The following is a 26035-nucleotide window of genomic DNA, read 5'->3' on the forward strand; positions in this document are numbered from 1 at the left end:
GATGGACAATCGTTGTAATTTTCTCTGTCCGTGAGATATCTGCGTGTTTACTGTCTATCACTCTAACCAACTGGATTTGCTGAAGTCCCTTCTGGTTGAACTTATTCGTCTCGATCCGCTGGACAACCCGTTTGAGCAGGAACAAATTCTGGTCCAGAGCCCGGGTATGTCACAGTGGTTGAAGCTTGAGCTGGCCAAGTCGCTGGGGATTGCCGCCAACCTTGAATTTCCGCTGCCGGCAACCTTTATCTGGAATATGTTCACTGAAGTGCTGAGCGATGTGCCACAGCGTAGTGCGTTCAATAAAGAAGCCATGACCTGGAAGCTGATGCAGGTACTGCCCAAGCAGCTGGAAAAACCTGAGTTCGAGCCGTTGGCACGCTACCTGAGCGACGACGAGCAATGGGTAAAGCACTATCAGCTGGCAGGAAAAATTGCAGATATCTTCGACCAGTACCTGGTGTACCGGCCGGAGTGGATACAGGACTGGGAAGCGGATAAAATCGACCCGGAGCTGACGGCCGAGCACCCATGGCAACCTTTGCTGTGGCAGGCGCTCTATGATCATACCCTGGCGCTCGACCAGTCGCCGTATCACCGTGCCAATCTGTATGACAACTTTATCGAAACCCTCGAAGGGTATTTGCAAAGTGGTGCCCCCTTGCCGGAAGGGTTGCCGAAGCGACTGTTTGTCTTTGGTATCTCTGCACTTCCGCCGCGATACCTCGATGCGCTGGCAGCCTTGGGAAAGCATATTGATGTCCACCTGATGTTTACCAACCCCTGCCGCCATTACTGGGGCGAAGTTCGGGATCGCAAGTATCTGGCCCGTCTGGCGGCCAAGCAGCGTCAGCAGTTGCAGTGGTGTGCCGATCACAGCGAAAGGGGAGAGGTGGTGTCGCCGCTCAAAGGGGATATTGAAGACAATATTATCGACGATACCCATGAGGGGGCTGTGGGGAATACCTTGTTGGCCTCGCTGGGCAAGCTGGGGCGCGATAACCTGTATTTGCTATCCGAGATGGAGGCATATGATGTCGAGGCGTTTGTTGATATCGAGCCGGATTCACTGCTGCACTCGATTCAGGCCGATATTCTGAATCTCGAAGACCGGGTCAATGATGAGCTTACCGAGTCGAGCCACCATAAGCTGGCTGTGTTGCCGCAGGATAACTCACTGACAGTGCATGCCTGCCACTCACCGATGCGAGAAGTGGAGGTGCTGCATGACAACCTGCTGAGAATGCTGACTGATAACCCCTCACTGTCGCCGCGAGACATTGTGGTGATGGTGGCAGATATCAACAATTACAGCCCATATATTCAGGCAGTATTCGGTAATGCCCCCGGCGAGCGATATATTCCTTTCTCGATTTCTGACCGCAGTGCCGATCAGGAAACCCCGGTGCTGTTGGCTTTCTTGAGGCTATTGAGCTTGCCGGAGAGTCGTTGTCAGGCATCAGAGTTGCTGGAGCTGTTGGAAGTACCGGCGGTGATGGCCAAATTTGGCTTTGACAGCGAGCGTTTTGAGCGGATCAAGCAATGGATTGAAGAAGTGGGGATCCGCTGGGGGCTGGACGGGGAAACTGCGAGTGAGTTCCAGCTACCTCAACAGCCGCAAAATACTTGGCTGTTCGGTTTACAGCGCATGCTGCTTGGTTATGCAATGCCGCAGGGAGCCGGTTTGTACCAAGGCGTGCTGGCATACGACGAAGTGCAGGGGATGGATGCCGAGCTGGCAGGCCAGCTTGGATTGTTCATTGAAACCTTGATGCATTACCGTCAGCAGCTAGCCCAGTCGCAACCTGTCGCGGCATGGATTGGCTGTCTGAACCAGTTGCTGGATGACTTTTTTGCCGTCGATACCGACGGCGAAATGGTATTGCGGATGATCCGCGACAAATTGCAGCAACTGGAGCAGCAGCTTGACGATGCCGGTTACCGAACAGATATCAGCCCGGCAGTCTTGAGGGGCTACCTTAATGACAAGTTGTCGGGCGAGCGTGTCAGCCAGCGATTCCTTGCCGGTCAGGTGAACTTCTGTACCTTGATGCCGATGCGTTCGATTCCGTTCAAGGTGGTCTGCCTGCTGGGTATGAATGACGGGGTCTATCCGCGTTCAATACCGCCGGAAGGGTTTGATTTGATGGCTGGTCGCGGTAAGTACGGCGATCGTTCTCGCCGTGATGATGACCGTTACCTTTTCCTCGAGGCTATTCAGTCGGCTCAGGAAACCTTGTATATCAGCTATGTGGGCCGATCTATTCAGGATAACAGCGAGAAAATGCCGTCGGTTCTGGTCAGTGAGCTGCTGGAGTACTGTCAGCAAGGTTATAGGCTCAAGGGCGACGAGGCACTGGCCGTCGATCAGTCTGCCGCCCGGCTTGAGCAATTCCTGTGTCATAGCCACCCGCTGGTTCCCTTTAGTCCGCAGGCATTTCAGGGAGAAGTGCCGAGCTTCGCCGCTGAATGGCTGCCGGCGGCAAACCGCGAATCGATCACTGCTGAGGCATTTCAGGAACAGCCGTTGGAGGCTGAACCGTTGGAAGCCGGGATCGAGCCGGTTCTGGAGCTGGCCGAGCTGACCCGTTTCTGGCGGATGCCGGTGCAATACTTTTTCAACCGTCGTCTGAAAGTCTATTTTGAAGCCGCCAAAGGAGCGATGGAAGATGACGAGCCGTTTGTTCTCGATGGACTTGACCGCTTCCAGCTTCGCAGCGATCTATTAACCGCTTTTCTTGATAGCCATAGTATGGAGGGGGATACCAGCCATGAGTCTAGACGGGAAGCAGTATTTGCGCGTTTTGCCGAATATCAGCAGGCCTCTGGCGGCTTGCCGCTGGCCGAGTTTGGTGAGCTGGAGCTGGTGGAAGAGCGAGGCCAGATCGAAAAACTGGCAGATAAAGTGGCCGGATTGATGGAGCAGCCTTTGCCGGACACTGAAGTCGATCAGCCTTTGTTGATCACCGGATCGGAAATCCGGTTACAGGGCTGGCTGAAGCATCATTTCCAAAGTGGTCTGGTGCGCTACCGTCCGGGTAAGATCCGGGCACAGGATATCCTGCAGGGCTGGGTAGAGCACCTTTGTCAGGCACTGGTTGCATCGTCGTGCACAACACATCTGGTGGGTGTCGATGGCCACTATACCCTGGAGCCTGTCAGCGCCGACTATGCCGGCACTCAGCTAACAGCGCTGACGGAGGCTTATTACCAGGGCCTGACTCAGCCGTTGCCATACTTTCCGCGTACCGTACTTGCTGGCTTGCAGGCCTGTCAGGATAAAAAAGGCAATTGGTATGATGATGAAGAGACACGGGATAAAGCCAAGGCCAAGATGGCTGAAGCCTTTAACGGTGGTTATATGTTTGAAGGCGAAGGCACCAATGCCTATATCAATCGGGTGTGGCCGGAGTGGAATGATGATCTGGCGTCCGAACTTCAGAAGTGGGCCGAGCAGTTGCTAAAACCTGCATTGCTGCAGTTAAGGATTGCGGAAGATGATGGTTAACAGCAGGAGAGATGTAGCGTGGCCGTCAGCAAATCATTGTTGTTTGTAGGGTGTTCGCTGTACGGCCACAGGTCCAGAGGTAGACCAAATTTCGTGACGGGGATAGTAACGAATGGCTCTGGGGGAAACCGTGAAAGATCTCTCATATCAATAGATAAAATAGCCAGTTAATTCGATATATTCATTTGAATTAGTGCCCGATCACAAAAAATAATTTCGAACGGATCAAGCTTCGAACAATAACAGGAATTCGCGCGTCCTATGACTCAACAATACAATTCGCCCCAGCCCCAGGATCTGCAGCCGATGGCATTTCCGCTTCACGGCAATCGCCTGATAGAGGCATCGGCCGGAACCGGAAAAACATTTACCATCGCTAGCTTGTATCTGCGCCTGTTGCTTGGCCATGGTGACAATCAGAGCCGCTTTCCGCGTGAGCTGACTGTTGATCAGATCCTGGTGGTGACCTTTACAGAAGCTGCAACAGCTGAGCTGCGAGATCGTATTCGGCGACGTATCCATGATGCCCGGTTAGCGTTCAACCGGGGTCATAGTGAGGATCCGGTGATCAAGCCGTTGCTGGAAGATCTGCGCGATCACAAGGCGGCTGCGGCGATCTTGCTGCAGGCCGAGCGTCAGATGGACGAGGCGGCGATCTTTACCATTCATGGTTTCTGCCAGCGTATGCTGACCCAAAATGCCTTCGAGTCAGGCAGCCTGTTCGATAATGAGTTCGTCACCGAGGAGAGCCATCTGAGGGCGCAGGTGGTGGCCGACTATTGGCGTCGTCATTTTTACCCGCTGCCGCGCACGTTGGCCGGAGAAGTGCGAAGCATCTGGTCATCACCAGCTTCGCTGTTAAGAGATATCAACGTGTTCCTCTCGGGGGCCGAAGTAGAGGTTCGTGCCCCGGAGCTGGAGGGCTCTTTGCAGCAGGTGCACGATGACAACATCGCGCGCATTGAGCATGTAAAGCAGCTCTGGCGAGCTGATGCGGGCGAGTTTCAGAACCTGATTGCCGACTCCGGGGTTAACAAGCGCAGTTATACCAAGACCAGTCTGCCCAAGGGGCTGGCGGAGATAGGGGCGTGGGCTGAGCAGGAGACGACAGGTTATAAGCTGCCAAAAACGCTGGAAAAATTTTCGCAGCAGGTGCTGTTTGATAAAACCAGCAAAGGCAATCCGCCCGAGCACCCGGTGTTTGTGGCTATTGAGGCGTTGCTGGCCAATAGGCCCAATGTCAGAGATCCCTTGCTGGCACATGCGATAAAAGAGTGTCGTCAGTTGCTGTCCGAGGCGAAGCGGCGCAAAGGCTGGTTGTCATTTGATGATTTGCTGACCCAGCTGGCCGCGGCACTGGCCAATGATACTGACGGCAGTTTGGCGGCCCGGATCCGAGGCCAGTTTCCCGTCGCGATGATTGACGAGTTCCAGGATACCGATCCGCTGCAGTACAGTATTTTCAATACAGTATATGGTGATAAGCCCTGCAGTGAGGGAGAGGGTATACCCGTCAGCGGCTTGTTTATGATCGGGGATCCGAAGCAGGCTATCTATGCTTTTCGCGGTGCCGATATTTTTACCTATATCCAGGCACGGCGGCAGGTAACGGCTCATTACACGCTGGGCACAAACTGGCGTTCGACCGCCGAGATGGTCGAAGCCGTCAACCGTATTTTTCAGCAGCCGCAGCGACCGTTTATCTATGATCAGGACATTACTTTTCTGCCGGTCAAGCATAGCCCGAGAGCGGCCGATCGCAGCTGGCAGCTTGCCGGAGAAAAACAGCCAGCCCTGAGCTTTTGGCGTCAGGATGCTGATGAGCCGGTCAAAAAAGGTGATTACAACCGGGTGATGGCGGCGGCAACGGCGGCAGAGATCCAAAAAATACTGACGCTGTCGCAACAGGGCGAGGCGCTGCTGGTCGATGGCGAGAAGTCTAAACCGATCCGGGCCGGTGATGTGTCGGTGCTGGTTCGAACCGGAAGCGAGGGAGCTATGATCCGTCAGGCTCTGGCCGAGCAGGGCATTGCCAGCGTCTACCTGTCAAACCGCGACAGTGTGTTTTCCTGTAGCGAAGCGAGCGATATACAGCGATTGCTGGTGGCTGTTTTGATACCGGAAGACGAGCGGGGATTAAGGGCGGCCTTGGCCTCGGGCCTGTTTGCGCTTAGCGCACGTCAGCTTGACGAGCTTAATGTCGACGAAGATCGTTGGGAGCAGCATGTCGCAGAGTTTCGGGAATACCGTAAGCTGTGGCAGAGCCGCGGGGTGCTGCCGATGCTGCGTCATGTGCTGGCCAGTCGCCGGATCCCGGAGCGACTGCTGAGCGAAAATGGCGGGGAACGTCGCCTGACCGATATTCTTCATCTCGGTGAGCTGTTGCAGCAGGCAAGCCAGACCCTCGACAGTGATCATGGATTGCTTCGCTGGCTGGCCGAACACATCGAGACACCCAACGGCAATGCCGATGAGCAGCAGCTTCGATTGGAGTCAGATCGCAATCTGGTACAAATCGTGACGATTCACAAGTCCAAAGGGTTGGAGTATGACATTGTCTTCCTGCCGTTTGTCTGTAGCTATCGCGCGGCAGGGACGGCCTTGTTTCATGACGAGCAAACGCAGCAAGCGGTGCTGGATGTGACCGAGCAGGAAGAAAGCATGGAGCTGGCGGAGAAAGAACGTCTGGCTGAAGATTTGCGCTTGATTTATGTAGCTCTGACCCGAGCCGTATATGGCTGTTATATCGGGATGGCACCGCTACGTAACGGGCTGAGCCGCAAAGAGCCGACAGGGTTGCACAAGGCTGCAATTGGCTGGCTGGTACAGGATGCTCAGGAAGGGGGAATTGCCGAGCTTGATGCGGCTTTGGCTCATCTGACATCGGCGTCATCGACGATGGCGATCACGCCGCCTCCGGTGTTGCCGGAACTGCCATGGTGCCCCGATGAAGGCGAGCAACCCGAACTGTCAGCATCGGAATTTACCGCCAAGATAGAGCGAAACTGGTGGATCACCAGTTACTCAGGTTTGGTAAAGCAGGGGAGCCACAATCATGATGCGTCATTCGAGCTACCTGGCTTTGATACCGACTCGTCGCAAGACAGTGACAGCGAAGACGGAGAGCTGATTGAGCCTGAGCGCTCTATTTATACCTTCCCGCGTGGTGCGCGGCCGGGTACCTTCTTGCACACCCTGTTTGAAGAAATTGAGTTTACCGAGCCGGTTGAGAGTGAGGCGACCCGAGATAAAATATTGGAGCTGCTGCGCCTGGAGAACTACGATGAAGCCTGGTTGCCGGTATTGCAGACGATGATCCGCGATGTACTGGGCTGTGCTCTGGATGGTGACAGTCTGCAACTGGGGCATATCCCGGCACGCCAGCGCTTGACCGAAATGGAATTTATGCTGCCGATCAATGTGTTGTCGGCACCGCTGCTGAACAAGGTGATAGCCCGCCATGACCCACTGTCGGCCCGAGCCGGCGAGCTGGGTTTTTCAACGGTCAGCGGTATGCTGAAAGGCTTCATCGATTTGGTGTTTGAGCATCAGGGCCGTTATTACGTGCTGGACTGGAAATCGAACCATCTGGGTGATGATCCCGAGCTCTACCGGGGCGATAACCTTAAACAGGCGATGGCCGATCACCGCTACGATCTGCAGTATCAGCTTTACGCGCTGGCCTTGCACCGTTTCCTCAAGAGCCGCAAGGCTGACTATGACTACGAGCAGCACTTCGGTGGCGTTTATTACCTGTTCTTGCGTGGTGTCAGGTCCGATAGTAACAGCGGCATTTTTAATGCCCGCCCAAGCCTGGAATTATTGACTGAACTGGAAACCCTGATTGACGGAGAACACCTTGATGCTTAAACGGCTTGAATTACTGACCCGACAGGGTGCGCTTCGTCCGCTTGATTATCAGTTTGCTAAATTTATCTCGACGACGGTGGCGGCCTCAGACTCTGCGAGCCTCCAGCCGCTGGTAACACTGGCGGCGGCGCTTGCCAGCCATGAGCTTGGACGGGGGCACGTTTGTCTGCCCCTGGCACAACTTGATGCTGGCCAGCTGTTTGGCCTCAACGCGGAGCTTAGCGGGCAGCTGACGGATGATCTGCCAGTGCAGGAACAATGGGAAGCCTTGCTGTCAGCCTCGGCGGCGGTATCTGACGGCAGCGAAGCGACGCCTTTGGTGCTTGCTCATGGGCGTTTGTACCTAAACCGCTACTGGCAGTTTGAGCAGACAGTTGCCCAAAGACTGCAGCAGGCCTCGCGGCAAGAGCCGCAGGTTGCAGCGATTCAGCCTGAGCAGATGGCAGCCAAGCTTGATGAGCTTTTTGCCCGGAGTTATACCTATCTTTATCAGGCATTGCAGCAACTCAGAAAAGGCGAAAAGTCCCAGCCGGATTCTCCGGAGAACCGCCGTCTTGAGGTTTGTGACAAGCTGGATGTGGTTGCCCCGGATCAGCTCGACTGGACAGCGATAGATGCTGTACTGACAACTGCAACCCGTGCCGGTGATCTGGCCGGGCTCGATACCCTGGTACCGAATGCCGTGTGCCTGAACTGGCAGAAAGTAGCGGCAGCGGTTGCGCTGACCCGTCAGTTTGCGGTTATCTCGGGTGGGCCGGGCACCGGCAAGACCACGACGGTTGCTAAGTTGCTGGCCGCCTTGGTGACCCAGGCGTTACAGGCCAGTGGCGAAGCACTAGAGATACCGACCATTAAGTTGGTGGCACCGACCGGTAAGGCTGCGGCCCGTCTGACCGAGTCTATTGGTGCAGCGGTCCAGTCACTGGCCGTGGAGAATACAATCAAGGATCATATCCCGACCCAGTCCAGTACCATTCACCGCCTGCTGGGCGCTATTCCGAACCGGGTCGAGTTTCGTCATCACCGTGACAACCCATTACACCTTGATGTGCTGGTGGTTGACGAGGCATCCATGGTCGACTTGCCGATGATGGCACGTCTGCTCGATGCGATGCCACCGCATGCGAAGCTGATTCTGCTGGGCGATCGCGATCAGTTGGCTTCGGTTGAGGCGGGCGCAGTACTGGGCGATATCTGTTCTTTTGCCGATCAGGGTTACGGTCAGCAGCAGGGGCGCCTGCTTAGCCAGCTAACCGGCTACCACTTGGCGAGCGGTGAGGCTGCGGCTACGGCTGTTGCCGATGGTTTGTGCATGCTGCGCAAGAGCTACCGTTTCCATGCCCAGTCCGGGATCGGCCAGCTGGCAAAGGCGATCAATGCCGGTCAGCCTCATCAGGTTGAGAAGGTTTGGCAGCAGGGTTACAGGGATATCAGCCATTATCCGCTCAACAGCGACAGCTACCAGAGCATGGTAAAGATGGCAGTGACTTTCTATCAAGACTACCTTGATGCGATTGACAACCAGCGACCTCCTGCCGAAGTACTCAAAGCCTTTGCCGGTGTTCGCCTGCTGTGCGCCCTGCGGGAAGGGGATTTTGGCGTTACCGGGTTGAACCAGCGTATCGAACGAGGCTTGGCAAAACTTGGCAAAATTAATCCTGGCGATGATACCTGGTATATCGGCCGCCCGGTGATGATCACCCGAAATGATCATGGTCTGGGTTTGTATAATGGCGATATTGGTATTGCGATGCTGGATCCTGAGCCGGATCAGCACACCGGACAGCAGCGATTGCGGGTCTATTTTGATATGCCGGACGGCTCGATCCGTGGCGTCTTGCCAAGCCGGATCCCGGAGCACGAAACGGTCTATGCGATGACTATCCATAAATCACAGGGGTCGGAGTTTGCCGATACCCTTATGGTACTGCCATCCGAGTTCAGTCCGATACTGACCCGCGAGCTGATTTACACCGGCGTTACCCGGGCGAAGGAGAAGCTGTATCTATTTGCACCGCAAGAGGTCGTCAGACGCTCGGTACGCCTGCGAACCGAGCGGGCTAGTGGCTTGGTCAAGCTGTTAGGGTAAATCAAATGCAGAGCGGCTTAATCAGCCGAAAAGAGTCAGCGGTTGCTGACTCTTTTTATTTGGGGGTTATAGATCGAGGATGAGGATTTTGGAGCGGCGCTGAAAGTTATACAGGGCCTTTTTGGCCACCGGTAGCTGGTCGACGCTGGACTCGTAGAATCCATGCTCACGGAACCAGTGCAGACTCCGGGTCGTCAGGACGAAAATATGTTCCAGCCCTTGTTCCTTAGCCTGTTGGCGCAGCCTGCTCAGCAGCAGGCCTCCACGGTCGCCATCGCGGTAATCGGGATGAATGGCTACACAGGCCATCTCGGCCATTTTCTCCTCGGCAAAAGGGTATAAGGCGGCGCAACCAATGATCAGGCTATCACGCTCGATAATGGTGAACTGCTCGATCTCCTGTTCGAGTTGCTCGCGGGAGCGACGTACCAGAATCCCGTCTTGCTCCAGCGGACGGATGAGTTCCAGGATCCCGCCGATATCGTCAATGCCGGCCCGGCGAACTTTCTCGGCACTGGCCATGACGATTTGTGTACCGATACCGTCAAAGGAGAACAGCTCCTGAATAAGGGCACCGTCTTCCTTGTAGCTGATCAGGTGGCTACGGGGAACACCGGCCCGGCAGGCGCTAATGGCGCCGCGGAGAAAGCGCCCGGTGCCGCTGTCGGCGGCATCGCGCTCGATGAGCTGCTGCAGGGCATGCTCGGCTTCGTTGGGAAGCATTTCGGAGGCAACGGTACCGTCATCTTCCAGCACCCCTTGTTCGGAACAGAAGCCGATAAGTTTATCGGCCTTCAGCTTAATAGCCAGCTGCGTGGCGACTTCCTCCGAAGTGAGGTTGAAGCACTCGCCGGTCACCGAGCTGGCGACCGGACCGAGCAGGACAATAGCCTGTTGATCCAGCTGGCGGTGAATGCCTTCAATATCGATTCGGCGTATCCGGCCGCTGTGGTGGTAGTCGATGCCGTCATCGATACCGAGTGGCTGAGCAATAATGAAATTGCCGCTGACTACATTGATTTGTGATCCCGCCATGGGCGTATTGTTGAGCCCCATGGAAAAGCGGGCGGTGATGTCGAGCTGTAACTGGCCGGCAGCCTGTTTCACCAGCTCTAGCGTATGCTCGTCTGTGATACGAACCCCTTTGTGGTAAGGGCTGGTCTCCCCCTGAGATTCCAGACGCTGGGATATTTGCGGGCGAGCACCATAGACCACGACAATGCGTAGCCCCAGACTGTTTAATAACGCAATATCATTGACGATATGGGTAAAATTCTTGTGGGCAATGGCTTCGCCGCCCAGCATGATAACTGTCGTCTTGCCGTAATGGGCATTCAGATACGGGGCGGATTGGCGAAATCCTTTGACTAGATCAGTACTTCTCAGCTTCACGGTGATACATCCATGCCTGTTATTCGATGACTTGTCGGTTCGTTAACCTTGCCCCTTCTAAGCGGGCGTAATCAATAATTATGCAAATATAGTGTCTAAATATCTGCTGAGATTCAAGAAGTACAGTCATTAACCGTTTCCGGCATTTTGGATACAAGATCCCGTTATTGAACATCTTGCCCAGCTTTTTTCCTGTCAACAGTTAATGGTGAGGTATATTCATTACAAATAATAATAACTTATCGGCAATATGAATAAAGTTCAGTATAAAGTTATACCGTTCGCCTTGATGATGGCGGGGATCTTTGCCGGGCTGATTTTTTCTGCGTTATTGGCTGTCGGTGCCATCGGCAGCGAGATACTTGAGGATGAGCCTGTTATCAACATCCATGGTGTCTGGGTCGAACAGGGTGTGGCCTCCTATATGGCAGATCGCTTTGAACTCCGCTCAGAGGGGGTGTTTGTTGATGGACGCCTGGTGAATACTCGCTATGAGTGGGATGGTATGACATTGACTTATCGTCGTGGCGAAGATATCTATATCTATACTTATTTGTCTGATCAGTTTGTGCGACAACAGCCAGCCCACTACATATCCTCTTTTTCTCGCGAAGGTACCCGAGATGCCTTGCGTGATGCTACATTGGATTAATTGCTTTTTCCTTTCTATTTTCGATAAAAAACAAAGCGCTGACATAGCGGCCTACATATTTTGTAAACTATCGTGACTTTAATGCTTTGATCGCTTTAGGCATACTTGGCGACAGTGCTTCATATTATTTGGTAGGTCTTTACCGTGTTTCGTAACGCAACAATTGCAATGTTAATTATTGGTTTGGCTGGATGTGCCAAGCCGACTGATCGGGGTCAGCAGTATCTGGATGGCAGCTTTGACGAGGTACTTAATCAGGTACCGGTGGTAGAGTCCGATAAAGCCAGGGACTACAGCCAGTTCAGCCAGCAGATGATACTGGTTACCGATCGCTCGCCATCAATGGCGGGGCGCTATCAGGATCTGTATCGCCAGGTTGAAAGCTGGGTTGAGCAGGGCGGAGACCCGGCACAACTGGGAAACTACGGTATTCAGACGGCCCAGATGGGCGGGGGAGACAGTTACGGCAATGTGATGTTCACCGGGTATTTTTCGCCGGTGATCGAGCTTCGCCATGAGCAGGATGAGACTTTCCGCTATCCGGTGTATGCAATGCCGACATGTGAGGAAGCGTGTCCGACCCGCGCTGAGATCTATGCCGGTGCCCTGCAGGGACAGGGGCTTGAGCTGGGATATAGCGCATCGATGCTGGATATCTTCATGATGGAGGTTCAGGGCAGTGGCTTTGTTCATTATGACGACAATGATCAGCTTCAGTATTTTGCCTACAACGGCAAGAACGGTCATCCCTATGTCAGTATCGGTAAGGTGTTGATTGAGCAGGGTGAAGTGCCACGCGATAAAATGTCGCTGAAGGCCATTGATGAGTGGGTCAAGCTGCAGGATGAAGAGACGGTACGTGAGCTGCTGGAACAAAACCCGTCTTATGTGTTCTTCAAACCGCAGGATAACCTGGATGTTATGGGAACGGCCGGTATTCCGTTGCAGGCTCACGCCTCGGTAGCGGCGGATCGGGACTACCTGCCAATGGGCAGTGTATTGCTGGCTGAGGTGCCGCAGCTGGACAGTGAGGGGAACTGGAACGGACAGCATGTGCTTAAATTATTAATAGCACTGGATACTGGCGGCGCAGTGAAGAAGAACCACCTCGATCTTTACCACGGCATGGGTACTCAGGCGGGTATTGATGCCGGGCACTACAAGCACTTTGGCCGGGTTTGGAAACTGGATCTGCAGGAAAGTGCGGTGGAGTCGCCAAGCTTGTCTGTTGAGCAGTAGCCTTATCGTCTGAGCAGCGGCCTTATCGTCCGGCTGGACAATTGTAACCAGAGCGCGTATAAAACGCGCTCATTCTTTATCTGAACGACCCATAGCTAGTAGTGAAAACATATGCGTGAATTAGATACTCCGGCTTCTGACAACTATAACCAGCGATTTGGCGGTACCCGCCGTTTATATGGCAATAGCGAGGTAGAGATACTGCGTGCTGCCCATGTGTGTGTTATCGGTATCGGCGGTGTCGGTTCATGGGCTGCCGAGGCATTGGCCCGGTCGGGAATTGGCGAGCTGACGCTGATTGATATGGATGATGTCTGTGTGACCAATATCAATCGCCAGATCCATGCGATGACAGGCACGGTCGGTCAGAGCAAAATCGAGGTAATGGCTGAGAGGATCAAGCTGATTAACCCGGAATGCAAGGTTAACCTGATTGATGATTTTATTACCCCGGACAATATCCGCGAGTACATTGACGGTCGCTTTGATTACATCCTTGATGCCATCGACAGCATGAAGCCAAAGGCGGCATTGCTGGCATACTGCAAGAGCAATAAATTCAAGGTGATCACTACTGGCGGCGCGGGCGGTCAGATTGACCCGACCCAGATTCAAATCACCGATCTTACCAAAACGATTCAGGACCCGCTGGCGAAGAAATTGCGTGACACCCTGCGCCGTCACCATAACTTCCCGAAGAACCCGAAGCGAAAATTTGGTATCGACTGTGTGTTCTCGACCGAGCAGCTTAAGTATCCTCAGGCCGACGGCTCGGTATGTAATGTTAAGGCGTCGGCAGAAGGCCCGAAACGTATGGATTGTGCCAGTGGTTTTGGTGCCGCAACCATGGTGACGGCAACCTTTGGTTTTGTTGCCGTGTCCCGTATCCTGCAAAAGCTGATAGAGAAACACTCAAAGTAGCGCTAACCCCCTCCCAGCCACCCCCTTGAAAAGAGGGGAGGAGCTGCACGTTTGATCAACTATTGCTGTAGCGACAAATAAAAAACGAGAGCCTTGGCTCTCGCTTTTTTGAACGCATCTATTTATGCATCAGCCAGTGATTTTATCTGCTCGACGATAGCCTTCAGGCCGTTGCCCCGCGACGGGCTGAGATGCGCCATTAACCCCAAGCTGTCAAAATAACCGTCGATATTAAACGCCCGAATTTCTGCCGCTGTCTTTCCCTCGTAGGCCGCCAGTACCAGGGTGATCAGCCCGCGGACGATCCTTGCATCGGAATCTGCCGCGAAGTGAAAAACACCTTCATCTTGCTGGTGGGCCAACCACACCTGGCTTTCGCAGCCGCTGACTTTGAGCTGATCCTGTTTAAGCTCTTCAGGTAATGCGGGCAGCTTTTTACCGAGCTGAATGACGTTACGGTACCTGTCTTCCCAGCCTTTCGCTGCCTGCATCTGGGCAACGATAGCTTCGGAGGTAATGTCGGTGCCAAAAGGATGGGCGGGTAGTGTCATCGGTTTCTCCTAGGGTCTGTTGATCTTTCAGCGCCACACCTGTAGAGCCTAAAAAGGCTTACAGGCAAGGCACGAAGAATGCGGTTTAGCTCGCTAAATAAGTTCTGAGTAACGCAGAATGAAGCTATTTTAGCCTCTACCCAAAGGGCTGGGACTATTTTTCCCGCTAGCTGCGTTGTCGGAATATCAATATAGATGGCTATGATTGAATACCTCCGCCTTGTTATCGTAAAAAATCGCCTCCAGCAGGAAAGGTGATGAAAGGTCAACAGACCCTATAGCATGCTGCAGGCTTTGTGCAACGCAGCAATAAAGCGTTCAACATCTTGTTCGGTATTGTACAGGGCCAGCGAGACACGCAGGGTGCCCGTTAGTCCCAGGGCATCCAGCATCGGGTGGGCGCAGTGATGGCCGGCCCGCAGCGCGACACCCTGTTGGTCAAGCAGGGTAGCAATATCCTGGTGGTGTACCCCGTCGACGACAAAGGAAAATAGACTGGCATCGGGCTGAAGTCCGACAACTCTCAGATCTTCGATGTCTTTAATTCCTTCCAGTGCCTGTTGGCGGAGCTGGTGGATATGATGCTCGGCGGCGTGGTGATCCAGTGTGCCCAGCCAATCAATGGCTGCCGCCAGCGCCAGGCTCCCGGCAACATTGGGGGTACCGGCCTCGAATTTTCCCGGCAGGGCAGAGAAAGTGGTGCCCTCGAAGGAGACTTTCTCTACCATTTTTCCGCCGCCGTGCCAGGGAGGCATGGCCTCTAGCAGGGTTTTCTTGCCGTACAGGACCCCGATGCCTGCCGGGGCAAATATCTTATGACCGGAAAACACATAGAAATCGGCATTGAGTGCCTGGACATCGACTTTCTCGTGCGCCACTGCCTGGGCACCGTCAATAACAGTGACGGCACCATGCTGGTGGGCGGCAGCAATCATTTCTTCAATTGGGTTGCGGGTACCTGTCACATTGGTGATATGGGCCACCGCAACTATTTTGGTCTGGCTGCCGAGGCGCTGATGGAATGCATCCATATCGAGGCGGCAATCAGCTGTCATCGGGATCTTGACGACCTTGGCACCGGTTTGTTCGGCGACAATTTGCCAGGGTACGATATTGGCGTGGTGTTCCAGCTCGCTGACCAGGATCTCATCTCCCGGTTCGAGGGTCTGGCGGGCATAGGTCTGGGCGATGAGGTTCAGCGCCTCGGTGGCGCCCCGGGTCCAGATGATTTCTTTATGATGTTCGGCGTTGATGAATTGTTGTACGGTTGAACGAGCGTGCTCAAACTGTGCGGTCGCCGCCGCGGTGAGGGTATGACTGCCGCGGTGGACGTTGGCATTGTGACCACTGTAATACTGCTGAATCGTCTCGATAACAATCTTGGGTTTCTGCGTCGTTGCCGCGCTGTCGAGATAGACAAGGGGCTGACCGTTGCAGTCTTGGGCCAGTGCCGGAAACTGTTGGCGAATCTGGTTGATATCAAATTGAGCAGTCATGGTGAGTCACATTGCGAAATAGAAGGAGGCGATCATGCCATTATTTGCCGTAAGCGCAAGGATTAAGCTTAATTATAATGGTACTGCATCGGCGGGGGAAATTGAGCGTAAAAATCGAGGTAAAAAAAAGCACTGCGTTGGGGCGCAGTGCTAACAATAAACTTTGACAGACAGGTCAAAAATACAGGAAGTAAAATTGGTAGATTGACTACCTGTCCGGCACAACCCGGACAATATGCAAACACAACATCGCAACAATGAATGAGACTTAACTGCCTGAGAGCAAAAAATCAAACCTCCCTCACCGTTGCGTAGCAAATCATATGGTTTATGTAGCACTTGAACAATGGACAATTTATAATGTTTAGCATAAAAAAAACTAATGCAGGAAGACTATGTCGAGACGTTTACCGCCCCTAAACTCATTGAAAGTGTTCGAAGCTGCGGCCAGACACCTGAGTTTTACCCGTGCAGCCGAAGAGTTATTTGTCACACAAGCTGCTGTAAGCCACCAAATTAAAGCCCTCGAAGAATTTTTGGGGCTCAAATTATTTCGCCGGAGAAACCGTTCCTTACTGCTGACCGAAGAAGGTCAAAGCTATTTCCTCGACATCAAAGACATCTTTTCTGCAATCTCAGATGCCACTGATAAGGTCTTGGAACGCGGCGCAAAAGGAGCGTTAACCATTAGTTTACCTCCTAGTTTTGCGATTCAGTGGCTGGTGCCGAGACTGGCGGACTTTAACGAACAGCATCCGGATATCGATGTTCGGATCAAGGCCGTTGATCTGGATGAAGGCTCCCTGACCGATGATGTGGATGTAGCCATCTACTATGGCCGGGGAAACTGGCAGGGACTGCGAGCCGATAAGCTTTACCAGGAGTTCTTGCTGCCTGTGTGTTCGCCGATGTTACTGGCGGGGTCCAAGCCGCTGCGTACCTTGACTGATTTGCAGTTCCACACCTTGCTGCATGATACCTCGCGCAAGGAGTGGAAGAATTTCGTCCGCCACCATGAAATTGTCGGGACCAATGTCAATCAGGGGCCGATCTTCAGCCACTCGACCATGGTATTGCAGGCTGCCGTTCACGGTCAGGGTATAGCTCTGGGCAACAACGTATTGGCTCAGCCGGAGCTGGAAGCTGGCCGTCTGGTGTGCCCGTTTGACGAAGTATTGATGAGCAAGAACGCCTTCTATCTGGTATGCCAGGAGAAACAGGCAGAAACTGGCCGTATCCAGATATTCCGAGACTGGGTGTTGGCCAAGGCTGCACGTGAGCAGGAGGATATGCCTGATGTCTGATACGCCAGTGTTGCCGGAATACCTGGTCAACGAGCCGGAAAGCGGTGAGGCCGTAGCCACGTTTTTGTTTGCCCATGGTGCCGGGGCCGGGATGGATCATGAGTTCATGACGGCAATTGCCGAGGGCCTGTCTCAACAGGAGATCCGGGTGGTACGGTTTGACTTTCCGTATATGGTCAAACGCCGGGAAGACGGCAAGAAACGCCCGCCGGATCGCCAGCCCAAGCTGTTGCTCGATTTTCAGCGCCATATTGATGCTTTTGCTGATGGCAAGCTGGTGATTGGCGGCAAGTCTATGGGCGGGCGGATGGCCAGTATCATGGTCAGTGATGTCGCGCCGCAATCGCCGGGTGTCGAAAACTGTGCGGCGAAAGTACAGGGTGTAGCCTGCCTGGGCTTTCCTTTTCACCCGCCGGGCAAGCCAGAAAACTATCGTGGCGAGCACCTGAAAGAGGCTGTTTTGCCGACACTCATCCTGCAGGGAGAGCGCGATACGTTCGGCACCCGGGCGGAAGTTGAAGGCTGGAAATATGCCGATTCGGTGTCGGTCGAGTTTCTCCCTGATGGTGATCATAGCTTTAAACCAAGAAAAGCATCAGGCCATACCGAGCAGCAAAACAGGGATCGGACCGTGGCATTGCTGGCGGCGTTTATCAAGGAGTGTGTACATGCAACCTAGCCATTCGTTGCCAAGAATCATCTTACTTTTCGCGACGTTAAGTGGTGCTGTTGTGGTGGCGCTGGGGGCGTTTGCGGCGCATGGCTTAAAAGCACAGCTGGCGCCGTACCTGCTGGACGTGTTTAAAACCGGTGTTCAATATCAGGCCTGGCATAGTCTGGCCTTGCTGGGTTGTGGAATCTGGGCACGCATTATGCCGACAAAAGCGGTATTATACGCAGCCCTGTTTTTTGCAGTGGGTATTTTGCTCTTCAGCGGTAGCCTGTATGCGTTGGCGCTGACGGGGATCAAATGGTTCGGCCCCATCACGCCAATGGGGGGCATATGTTTTATTATTGGCTGGGTAGCGCTTGCAGTCGCTGCCTGGCGCTCAGCTTGAGGGTTCAAAGTGAATCACGTTATATTGTACTGTCGTCCAGGCTTTGAAAAAGAATGTGCCGGTGAAGTTCAGGACAAAGCAAATAAACTGGAGTTGTATGGTTTTCCTCGGGCGAAAAACAATACCGGTTATGTTGTCTTTGAGTTTTATCAGCAGGGCGATGCCGAGCAGTTCATTAAGTTGCAGCCGTTCTCTTCGCTGATCTTTGCCCGCCAAATGTTCGCGGCGGCCCCTTTATTGACCGATTTGCCGCAGGACGATCGTATCTCGCCGATCCTCGAGGCAGTAGAAGGCTTCCCGCGCTGTGGTGAGCTTCGGGTAGAAACGCCGGATACCAATGAGGCCAAAGAATTACTGAAGTTCTGCCGTAAGTTTACGGTGCCGCTACGTCAGGTGATGCGCAAGAAAGATATCCTGTATGCAAAAGACAATGCATGGAAGCCGGTGCTGCATATTTGCTTTATCGCTCCGGGCTGCTGTTATGTCGGTTATTCGCTATCGAACAACAACTCGCAGTTCTTTATGGGGATTCCGCGCCTGAAGTTCCCGTCTGATGCGCCAAGCCGTTCGACGCTGAAGCTGGAAGAAGCGTTTCATGTCTTTATTCCTCGTGAGGAGTGGGACGAGCGTCTGGCTTCCGGAATGTGGGGTGTCGACTTGGGGGCATGTCCTGGTGGCTGGACCTATCAGCTGGTCAAACGGTCGATGTTTGTGCATTCGATCGATAATGGCCAGATGGCGCAGAGCCTGATGGATACCGGTCAGGTGAAGCACCATGAAGTGGACGGTTTCAAGTTTGAACCGGCACGTAAGAATGTTACCTGGATCGTGTGTGACATGATTGAGAAACCGGCTCGCGTCGCACACCTGATGGGAGACTGGATGATCAAGGCGTGGGCCAAAGAGGCTATTTTCAACCTAAAGCTGCCGATGAAGGGCCGTTACGACGAGGTGCTGCAGGATATCGAAAACCTGAAACAGTATATGACGCAGAACGGTGTGAAGTTTAAGCTTCAGGCCAAACACCTGTATCATGACCGCGAAGAGATCACGGTACATATCCAGCGTCTGGACAACCGCTCGCCACATTAATTTATGGGCTTGTACCTGCTTCAACGACTAGCAAAACGCCATCCTGACGATGGCGTTTTTTATTTTAAAGGCGAGAGGGCGTGTTGTTAGTTTGACGCTTGGTAGCGAATATCCTGCAGATTGAAGCCCAGCTGGAGATCGGTTTTCAGCGAGGCGACCTGCTTGCTGGCGATTGCCGTTTCCCGGTGCCCGTCAATTTTTTTCTGCCACTTGGCCGGCAAATCCTCGGCGGCGAGCACGGCCTCGAGGTTAGGGTATGAAGAGAGTAATTCCACCGCAGCTTTCGGTCCAATGCCCGGGATCCCGGGTATTTTGCTGGAGCTGATCCCTGCCAATCCCCAGTAGTCCGGTAGCTGCTCGGGTTTGACGCCATACTCTTTCTCGATAAACGGGCTGTCGAGCCAGCGTTGCTGGAAGTAATCCCGGATCCGTAGTGTCGGCCGCAGCAGCTGGCAATACCCCTTGTCGGTAGAGACGATGGTTACCTGCTGGCCGCGATCGGCAACTTTGAGCGCCAGCGTTGCCACTAAGTCATCGGCTTCGTCGCCGTCGGATAGCAGCGAGTCAATGCCGATTGTCATAAAGGCATCCTGGATCTCGTCCATCCCTGTCAGCAGCTCAGGCGGCATCGGCTTGCGGCCCTCTTTGTAGTGCGGCAGTAGCTCGGCCCGCCAGCCGCGATCCTCGCCGTGATGATCGAATACCGCGACGATATGCGTGGGCTTGCTACTGTCGATGATCTTGCCCAGCGCCTGGCAGCACACCCGTGCCGTATTGCTTACATCGGGTTCGCCGGGTTGGGCAGCATGGACGCGTCGGATGAGGTTCAGGGCATCAATAACAACAAGATGGATTTGCATAATGGTGGTTAACGTTGATCAAAAAAGGGCCGATACAGGCCCTTTATTGTACGCACTGGATCGTCAGAGTGTAACCGCCGAGTGCCGAATAACGGATAATTTCAGCGAGTTATTTGCCATTGCCGTTACCGGGAGCAGTGATGATTTCGTAACATGGTACGTAGCGACTTCCCGGCAGCTTCATCCGCTGCTGCTCGACGAAGTTTTTCAGCAGTTTGTCCATTCGCTTCATCAGCGCGATATCACCGTCGATTTGGAATGGCCCCTTGCGCTCGATTTCTCGGATCCCCTCTTCCTTGACGTTTCCGGCGACGATGCCAGAAAATGCGCGGCGTAGATGGGCTGCCAGATGCTCGGGACGCTGGTTCATGTGCAGATCGAGGCTTGCCATTGATTCGTGGGTCGGCTCGAACGGCAGCTGGAACTCCGGTGGGATCTTGAGCGACCAGTTATAGCTGTAGGCATCACCGGTTGCCAGGCGCTGCTCTTTGATCAGAGGCATTGCGGCCTTCATTACCCGGGCAACCTTTGCCGGATCATCAATGATGATTTCGTAATGCTTGGTCGCAGCTTCGCCAAGGGTGTCCTTGATGAAGCTATCAAGGGTGCGGAAGTACGGTTCGCTCTCTTTCGGGCCGGTCAATACCAGCGGCATCGGCTGGCTGGCATTTTCCGGGTGCATCAGGATCCCCAGGATATAGAGCAGCTCCTCGGCTGTACCGGCGCCGCCCGGGAAGATGACAATACCGTGGCCGGCCCGGACAAACGCCTCCAGACGTTTTTCGATATCCGGCAGGATCACCAGTTCGTTGACAATCGGGTTCGGTGGCTCGGCGGCAATGATTGACGGCTCGGTCAGGCCAATAAAGCGGCTTTGCGAATAGCGTTGTTTGGCGTGGCCGATAGCAGCGCCTTTCATAGGCCCTTCCATGGCTCCCGGGCCGCACCCGGTACAGATATTAAGCTCGCGCAGTCCCAGTTCATGGCCGACTTCGCGGGTGTATTGATACTCTACCGGGTTGATCGAGTGGCCGCCCCAGCAGACGACAATGTTCGGATCTTCACCGGAGCGGACGGTCTGGGCATTGCGCAGTACGCTGAAGACAAAGTTGGTGATGTGCGGTGCGCTGGTCAGGTTGATGTCGTTTCGCTGCTTGACGTGCATATTGACGTAGACGATGTCCCGCAGTACCGCGAACATATGCTCCTGAATACCGCGAATGATCCGGCCGTCGACAAAGGCATGCTCGGGTGGGTTCATCAGCTCGAGTTTGATCCCGCGCTCCCTGCGCATGACGTTGACATCAAAGCTTTTGTGCTTCTCCAGAAGCTCCTTCGAGTTGTCGGTGTGGCTACCTGAATTGAGCACGGCAAGCGAACAGTTGCGATACAAACGGTATAACTCGCTGGATGCCGTTGCCTTCAGGCGGTCTACTTCCAGCTGTGAGAGTAGATCCATGGCACCGACAGGACTGATATGAGTAATCATGGTTACCTCCCTGGTCACGATGAAACGGCTTTACTCACGCTGTTCTAATTATTTTGGAAGAGTAAGTAAGCAGAGCCGGAGAGAGAAAATCTCAGAGGTGTTTTTAAGGCGCTCACATTGTTGCGTATGTTCCTTAAAAATCAGTCTGTGATACCAAGCAGAATAATTACCAGTTCTATCAGCGAGACTGAAAAGGCTCTGATACAAGGCGCTTGATTGTAGGTATATGGTCTATCCATCAAAATCAAGCAACATGGTAGCTGAGTCTTTACAACTCGCCCTTCGGGAGTTTGCCAGCAGCTTGATAACGTCACCAAATTGCCTCGATGTAGAAGCACTATACCATCAGCAATTTGGTTTGTTCTGAACCTGCTGGCTATGCTCTGATTGAATATGTAATTGTTCTGCTTGGTATTATTCACCATACACAGGGATACGCGATTTGACCAGAAATTGATGTGCCAGATGTTGGCTAGGTGTGAGTTTTTAGTTATAGAAGGCTAGGAGATCCATAGCATACGGTTACGGCCGGTACTTTTAGCACTGAACAGCGCCTTGTCGGTCCGCTCGATGATGTCAGTCGGGGTGTCATTGCCGTCGAATAGCGTGGCACCGATGGAAACGCTGATAGAGACATTTTGATCCCGGAAACGGAACGGTAGCTGGGCAATTGTCTCGCGGATTTTGCTGAGACATTTGTTACGCTCTTCCTCGTTGGTATCAGGGAGAATGATCATAAACTCGTCGTCACCGAAGCGGGCGATAAAGTCGGTATCTGTCAGCATCTGGCGGATAGTCCGTGCAATGATCTTCAGCACCTTATCGCCGGCGAGGTGGCCGTAGCTGTCATTGATCTCTTTAAAGTGGTCAATGTCGATCATCGCCACACAGACCGGATGCTGATAGCGCAGCCAGCGACGGTACTCATGCTCGAGGCGATCGTTAAGGGCGGCGCGGTTGTAGACCCGGGTAAGGTTATCAAGGAACATCTTCCGTTCCTGATCATTGAGCCGGCGACGGAAGTCCTGAGTCTGCTCGAAGAGGTTATTGATCTTATTTTCGTTAAAGCCCAACTGCTCAATCAGTGCTCTTTCGCGCTTCTCGAGGGCCTTGTTGCGCTCGGCCAGCACCAGCAGCTCCTTGGTAAGCTCGGTAAGCGTCGGCCGCCAGTGCTCCAGGTTCTTCTGCTCGCTGAGCCCCTGGCGAATAGAGGTAGCCAAATCGGCCAGCTCGGAGGTCATTTCGCTGCGGTGTTCGTAGATTGCCTCGCTTTGGCCGACACTCTGATTGGTGGTTTTTTGCAGCGTTGCCAAGTCGCTGTTTACACTGTCGAGAAACTGCTGGGATGAACGGCGCTCCTGGCGTGTTCCGTCAAGCACCTGGCGCAAGACTTCCAGAGACAGTTCAATCAAGTTTTGTGGCGTTGCACCGATCAGAAGCTGGTTGCGAATACTCAGCAGCTTGTCACCGGCCTCGCCGTCAAAGTCGAGTTCGGTGATCAGACGCTGTAGCTCGCTGGTCAGTTGTAGCTGCAGATCATGATCCAGGCTGTCCTTCTTCACCATGGCTTCACTGGACACGGCCATGAGCTTGAGTGCGCGCTCGTACAGCTCCAGAATACGGATGACCTGCTTGTGGGTCTGGGCCAGTGTCTCAGAAGGCTGGCCGAGTAAATTACGCAGTTCCCTTTTTAGCTGGGCCGGCAAGCCGTGAACGCGTTTCAGGGTTTCGCCGCTTTGCCCAATCTGTTGTTCGAGTCGCTGGGTTTCTTTTTCGGTAAAGTTGGCCTGACGAGTGACAAGGCGCTCAATAATCGCCAAGCGGGGGATAAGTTTGCTGACATCCTTGTGTTGTTCCAGCTCGGATCGCAGCTCGGCAAGCTTGTGGTCTAGCTCGCTATCGAGCCCGCGGCAGGCAACAGACAAACGACTGATCAAACGCTTGAGTATCACTATTTCGCGACGAGACTTCAGGGAAGCATCGCGGTAGGATAATTGAGCTTGGTCCAAACGTAGTCTCAATTTACTCACTTCAGAGACTACGGCGTTTATATCAGTCACGTTGTAGAAAAATTACCTTTTTAGATGGGGCCCTTTCTTATCAGCATGTTAGATTGCGGGCGACGAAATATGCTAGCAAAAAAGGTCGAACAATTCATTGTTATCGGCGAATTGGCCGATAACTGCAGCAGTCTAAATGATATTTTTGTCAGAATCGTGATCATTATTCCAGATGATGTCGTAGGCCGACGAGCTCTGTACTTTGACTAACCCATTGTCAATGCCCTGCAAACAGGCTTTGCGGATATTATCACTGGCAAAGCTGGCTGCCGGCGCTGCATCGATTGCACTGAGGTGAACCCATTGACTGCCTGGCTCTTTTTTGCTGATCAGGCGGGCGGCATTAGCTGCCATGAGCAGGATATCCAGCAGCTCATGGTCGTTAATCGCCGTATAGGCTCTGGGCAGGAAGGGGTATTCCGCCATGCCGATGCGTACCCGGTTGTCAATTTGGCGGTTGTCCAGGAAGTTGTCGATTAACTGCTGGATAGAACCTGCCAGCTGGTCCGGTGCGGTATCAAGACGCGAATTCGGCTCGATATACAAGAACATGGCATCGGAGAAGTGATACAGGCGGGCCGGTTCGCAGACTTGTTCCTTGAGGTATTCACCGAACTGGCGTTCGATTTCCAGCCCTTTCTGGTAACCATGCTCGAGATAAATATGCTTGAGGAAGGGCACCTCGAACAGGGCAAAGCGCAGCCTGTCGCTAAGCGGCTCGTTGATGATTTCACCCAGGTGCCACTGCTCAAAGTTGGCACTGCTTTGCTGCAGGGAGTTAGGCAGGCGGGCGGTGAGCATGCGCAGGTTGCGCAGTCCGCTTCTCGGGTGGGTGTAAAACTCGGTCCGCAGGCGCATCAGGCGAGTTTGCAGCTGCTTGGCAACGCGGTGGCGGCGCAGCAGAACAATCAGTATAACCAGAATAAAGCTGAGCAGGAAAATGGTGACGTTCTTCTGTTTGTACAGGGCTTTCTCGCTTTCGAACTGTTGACGTTCCATTTCTTCCAGCTGTAGCGATCGCTCCAGCATACGCTGCTGTTGCTTGAACACCTCGACATTGCTTTTGACCTGATCTTCCTGCTTGCTCGAAAACAGCTGTTCATAGCGTCGTTGGCTGAGCAGGGCATTGTAATAGTCATTTTGTTGCTCAAATGCTGCCGAGAGCACGGTTTCGCCCATTAACTGCAAATCAAGATCGCCAAGTCTGCTGGCGGCGATCAATCCCGACTGCAGGGTTGAAACGGCTTTTTCGGTCCGGCCTTCAGCCAGTTCCAGCTGGCCTTGCAGGATCTGCGCCTCAGCCTGGATCGCCTCGTTGTTGCTCAAGGTGGCCAACTGGCGGGTATGTTGCAGGTACTGCTCGGCTTTGGGGTAGTTGTAGAGCTGCAGGTATACCCGGGCAATATTCAGGCGCAGGCGAGCCGAGCGGATATCATGCTTGAGCTGGTTTTCCTGATCCAGGGCGTTGAAGTAGTGGACAAGGGCAAGATTGAACCGTCCCTGCTGCTCGTAGATCGAAGCGATAAGAGCCAGTGTTTTTGCCAGCGGCAATGTCTGGTTGAAGTGCTCGAAAAACTCGCCGGCCTGGGTGGCGTGCTCAAGAGCTTTGTCAAAGACCTTGCGCTGTTCAAAGAGGTTGGCGAGTTCGAAATTGGCTCGGGCAACCTTGGCGCTATCTTCCTGTTCGACGGCCAGCCAGTAGCCACCCAGCAGCCGGTCGAGAGCCAGATCGAAGTGGCGGTGCTCGAGGTAATGGTGTCCGATAGTCAGCTGGTAGTTAATGACCTCGCCGCTGTCATCAAGACTCATCAGGTACCGTTTGGCCTTGATAAATAGCTTTTCGGCCTTGTTCTCGTCGTCGAGGTGGGATTCGATGATCGCTCGCTGCAACAGCGACTGGTACTGCAGTACTTTGACCTGCTTGGTGAGCTGAAGGGCTTTTGACTGTTCGATCTCTTTATCGACCTGATCCAGCATATTCAGTGCCGTGGCACTGTTTTTCAGGTTATCCCAGTAAATCCGGGCGTGGATAAGCCGGGTTTCGAGGGTGGTAAAAGACAAGTCATTTTCGGCTGCTAGCTTTTCTGCTTTCTTGACGGTATTGATCGCCTCTTCAGGCAGGTTGAGCAGCGAGAAGGCTCTGGCCTGAATTTGCAAGGCGTTGATGGTGTTCAACGGGGTCCGGACGGTATGATCGGTTTCGTCATTGACATGAACACGGGACAGTTCTTTGGGATCGCTAAGGCGGCGCTGGTCGAGATAGCGGGTGGTCATCTCAAGGGATTTGTCCGGGCTGGTTTGAAGCAGCTCATTGGCATCAGCCAAAATTGGCGTGGTATAAATTTTCGCATTTGCAGTAAAGGACGTCGCTAGGATCACCAGCAGTCCTACCAGCCAACGGCTCAGACACATACTTATTCTTAAACCCAAAAAAACAGTAGGTCTTAATATTAC

The 26035-nt window shown here is 53.6% G+C and carries 17 protein-coding genes; 10 read left to right on the forward strand and 7 right to left on the reverse strand.

Annotated features, from left to right (window positions below; translation table 11 throughout):
* The first annotated feature begins 43 nt into the window (after positions 1-43).
* The 3 genes from recC (at position 44) to recD (ending at position 9467) form a co-directional block, all read left to right on the forward strand.
* Positions 44-3508, forward strand: a complete 3465-nt coding sequence (gene recC, locus BIT28_RS05730) for an exodeoxyribonuclease V subunit gamma (RefSeq protein ID WP_075762684.1) — start codon at positions 44-46, stop codon at positions 3506-3508.
* A 261-nt stretch (positions 3509-3769) separates the two neighbouring features.
* On the forward strand, positions 3770-7378 hold the full coding sequence (gene recB / locus BIT28_RS05735) for an exodeoxyribonuclease V subunit beta (RefSeq protein WP_075762685.1): 3609 nt from the start codon (positions 3770-3772) through the stop codon (positions 7376-7378).
* Positions 7371-9467, forward strand: a complete 2097-nt coding sequence (gene recD, locus BIT28_RS05740; protein ID WP_075762686.1) for an exodeoxyribonuclease V subunit alpha — start codon at positions 7371-7373, stop codon at positions 9465-9467. The genes recB and recD overlap by 8 nt, the downstream gene beginning before the upstream one ends.
* A gap of 66 nt (positions 9468-9533) precedes the next feature.
* On the opposite strand, the gene argA is transcribed toward recD, so the two are convergent.
* Positions 9534-10859, reverse strand: coding sequence for an amino-acid N-acetyltransferase (gene argA / locus BIT28_RS05745; protein ID WP_075762687.1), 1326 nt, complete (start codon positions 10857-10859; stop codon positions 9534-9536).
* 250 nt (positions 10860-11109) lie between these two features.
* On the opposite strand from argA, the gene BIT28_RS05750 reads away from it, so the two are divergent.
* The 3 genes from BIT28_RS05750 to tcdA all read left to right on the forward strand — a co-directional run bounded on the left by BIT28_RS05750 (position 11110) and on the right by tcdA (position 13671).
* Positions 11110-11511 carry a DUF2850 domain-containing protein gene (locus tag BIT28_RS05750; RefSeq protein ID WP_075762688.1) on the forward strand — a complete coding sequence of 134 codons (402 nt, stop codon included), beginning with the start codon at positions 11110-11112 and terminating at the stop codon, positions 11509-11511.
* A 144-nt stretch (positions 11512-11655) separates the two neighbouring features.
* Positions 11656-12750, forward strand: coding sequence for a murein transglycosylase A (gene mltA / locus BIT28_RS05755; protein WP_075762689.1), 1095 nt, complete (start codon positions 11656-11658; stop codon positions 12748-12750).
* 111 nt (positions 12751-12861) lie between these two features.
* Complete coding sequence (gene tcdA, locus BIT28_RS05760; RefSeq protein ID WP_075762690.1) at positions 12862-13671, forward strand: tRNA cyclic N6-threonylcarbamoyladenosine(37) synthase TcdA; 810 nt, start codon at positions 12862-12864, stop codon at positions 13669-13671.
* A 122-nt stretch (positions 13672-13793) separates the two neighbouring features.
* Here the strand turns inward: tcdA and csdE are convergent, their stop codons facing one another.
* Together csdE and csdA are read right to left on the reverse strand one after the other, a co-directional pair.
* Positions 13794-14222, reverse strand: a complete 429-nt coding sequence (gene csdE, locus BIT28_RS05765) for a cysteine desulfurase sulfur acceptor subunit CsdE (protein ID WP_075762691.1) — start codon at positions 14220-14222, stop codon at positions 13794-13796.
* A 275-nt stretch (positions 14223-14497) separates the two neighbouring features.
* Positions 14498-15718 (reverse strand): cysteine desulfurase CsdA, encoded by a 1221-nt coding sequence (gene csdA, locus BIT28_RS05770; protein WP_075762692.1) that lies wholly within the window; start codon positions 15716-15718, stop codon positions 14498-14500.
* Positions 15719-16113: 395 nt separating this feature from the next.
* On the opposite strand from csdA, the gene BIT28_RS05775 reads away from it, so the two are divergent.
* Genes BIT28_RS05775 through rlmM form a run of 4 tightly spaced genes read left to right on the forward strand, consistent with a single transcriptional unit; the run spans position 16114 to position 19172 of the window.
* The gene (locus tag BIT28_RS05775; protein WP_075762693.1) at positions 16114-17022 is read left to right on the forward strand and encodes a transcriptional regulator GcvA; all 909 of its coding nucleotides are present in this window, start codon (positions 16114-16116) and stop codon (positions 17020-17022) included.
* Positions 17015-17701: an alpha/beta family hydrolase gene (locus BIT28_RS05780; protein WP_075762694.1), complete on the forward strand. Its 687-nt coding sequence runs from the start codon at positions 17015-17017 to the stop codon at positions 17699-17701. The genes BIT28_RS05775 and BIT28_RS05780 overlap by 8 nt, the downstream gene beginning before the upstream one ends.
* Positions 17691-18080, forward strand: coding sequence for a DUF423 domain-containing protein (locus BIT28_RS05785; RefSeq protein WP_075762695.1), 390 nt, complete (start codon positions 17691-17693; stop codon positions 18078-18080). The genes BIT28_RS05780 and BIT28_RS05785 overlap by 11 nt, the downstream gene beginning before the upstream one ends.
* A gap of 9 nt (positions 18081-18089) precedes the next feature.
* Positions 18090-19172, forward strand: coding sequence for a 23S rRNA (cytidine(2498)-2'-O)-methyltransferase RlmM (rlmM, locus tag BIT28_RS05790; protein WP_075762696.1), 1083 nt, complete (start codon positions 18090-18092; stop codon positions 19170-19172).
* Positions 19173-19258: 86 nt separating this feature from the next.
* On the opposite strand, the gene xni is transcribed toward rlmM, so the two are convergent.
* From xni to BIT28_RS05810, 4 genes are all read right to left on the reverse strand, one after another.
* The gene (xni, locus tag BIT28_RS05795; RefSeq protein WP_075762697.1) at positions 19259-20032 is read right to left on the reverse strand and encodes a flap endonuclease Xni; all 774 of its coding nucleotides are present in this window, start codon (positions 20030-20032) and stop codon (positions 19259-19261) included.
* A gap of 109 nt (positions 20033-20141) precedes the next feature.
* Positions 20142-21521, reverse strand: coding sequence for a nucleotide 5'-monophosphate nucleosidase PpnN (gene ppnN / locus BIT28_RS05800; RefSeq protein ID WP_075762698.1), 1380 nt, complete (start codon positions 21519-21521; stop codon positions 20142-20144).
* A 500-nt stretch (positions 21522-22021) separates the two neighbouring features.
* Positions 22022-23581, reverse strand: a complete 1560-nt coding sequence (locus BIT28_RS05805; RefSeq protein ID WP_075762699.1) for a GGDEF domain-containing protein — start codon at positions 23579-23581, stop codon at positions 22022-22024.
* Between the two features lie 132 nt (positions 23582-23713).
* Positions 23714-25993 (reverse strand): tetratricopeptide repeat-containing diguanylate cyclase, encoded by a 2280-nt coding sequence (locus tag BIT28_RS05810; protein ID WP_075762700.1) that lies wholly within the window; start codon positions 25991-25993, stop codon positions 23714-23716.
* Positions 25994-26035: the final 42 nt, after the last annotated feature.

It is taken from the genome of Photobacterium proteolyticum (assembly GCF_001939735.1).
Lineage (GTDB): Bacteria > Pseudomonadota > Gammaproteobacteria > Enterobacterales > Vibrionaceae > Photobacterium > Photobacterium proteolyticum.

What these genes read in the sequence shown, in the direction of transcription:
- recB (WP_075762685.1), top strand. Translation starts at nt 3,770, where the DNA reads ATGACTCAACAATACAATTCGCCCCAGCCCCAGGATCTGCAGCCGATG.
- recD (WP_075762686.1), top strand. Translation starts at nt 7,371, where the DNA reads ATGCTTAAACGGCTTGAATTACTGACCCGACAGGGTGCGCTTCGTCCG.
- BIT28_RS05750 (WP_075762688.1), top strand. Translation starts at nt 11,110, where the DNA reads ATGAATAAAGTTCAGTATAAAGTTATACCGTTCGCCTTGATGATGGCG.
- tcdA (WP_075762690.1), top strand. Translation starts at nt 12,862, where the DNA reads ATGCGTGAATTAGATACTCCGGCTTCTGACAACTATAACCAGCGATTT.
- csdE (WP_075762691.1), bottom strand. Translation starts at nt 14,222, where the DNA reads ATGACACTACCCGCCCATCCTTTTGGCACCGACATTACCTCCGAAGCT.
- csdA (WP_075762692.1), bottom strand. Translation starts at nt 15,718, where the DNA reads ATGACTGCTCAATTTGATATCAACCAGATTCGCCAACAGTTTCCGGCA.
- BIT28_RS05775 (WP_075762693.1), top strand. Translation starts at nt 16,114, where the DNA reads ATGTCGAGACGTTTACCGCCCCTAAACTCATTGAAAGTGTTCGAAGCT.
- BIT28_RS05780 (WP_075762694.1), top strand. Translation starts at nt 17,015, where the DNA reads ATGTCTGATACGCCAGTGTTGCCGGAATACCTGGTCAACGAGCCGGAA.
- BIT28_RS05785 (WP_075762695.1), top strand. Translation starts at nt 17,691, where the DNA reads ATGCAACCTAGCCATTCGTTGCCAAGAATCATCTTACTTTTCGCGACG.
- xni (WP_075762697.1), bottom strand. Translation starts at nt 20,032, where the DNA reads ATGCAAATCCATCTTGTTGTTATTGATGCCCTGAACCTCATCCGACGC.
- ppnN (WP_075762698.1), bottom strand. Translation starts at nt 21,521, where the DNA reads ATGATTACTCATATCAGTCCTGTCGGTGCCATGGATCTACTCTCACAG.
- BIT28_RS05810 (WP_075762700.1), bottom strand. Translation starts at nt 25,993, where the DNA reads ATGTGTCTGAGCCGTTGGCTGGTAGGACTGCTGGTGATCCTAGCGACG.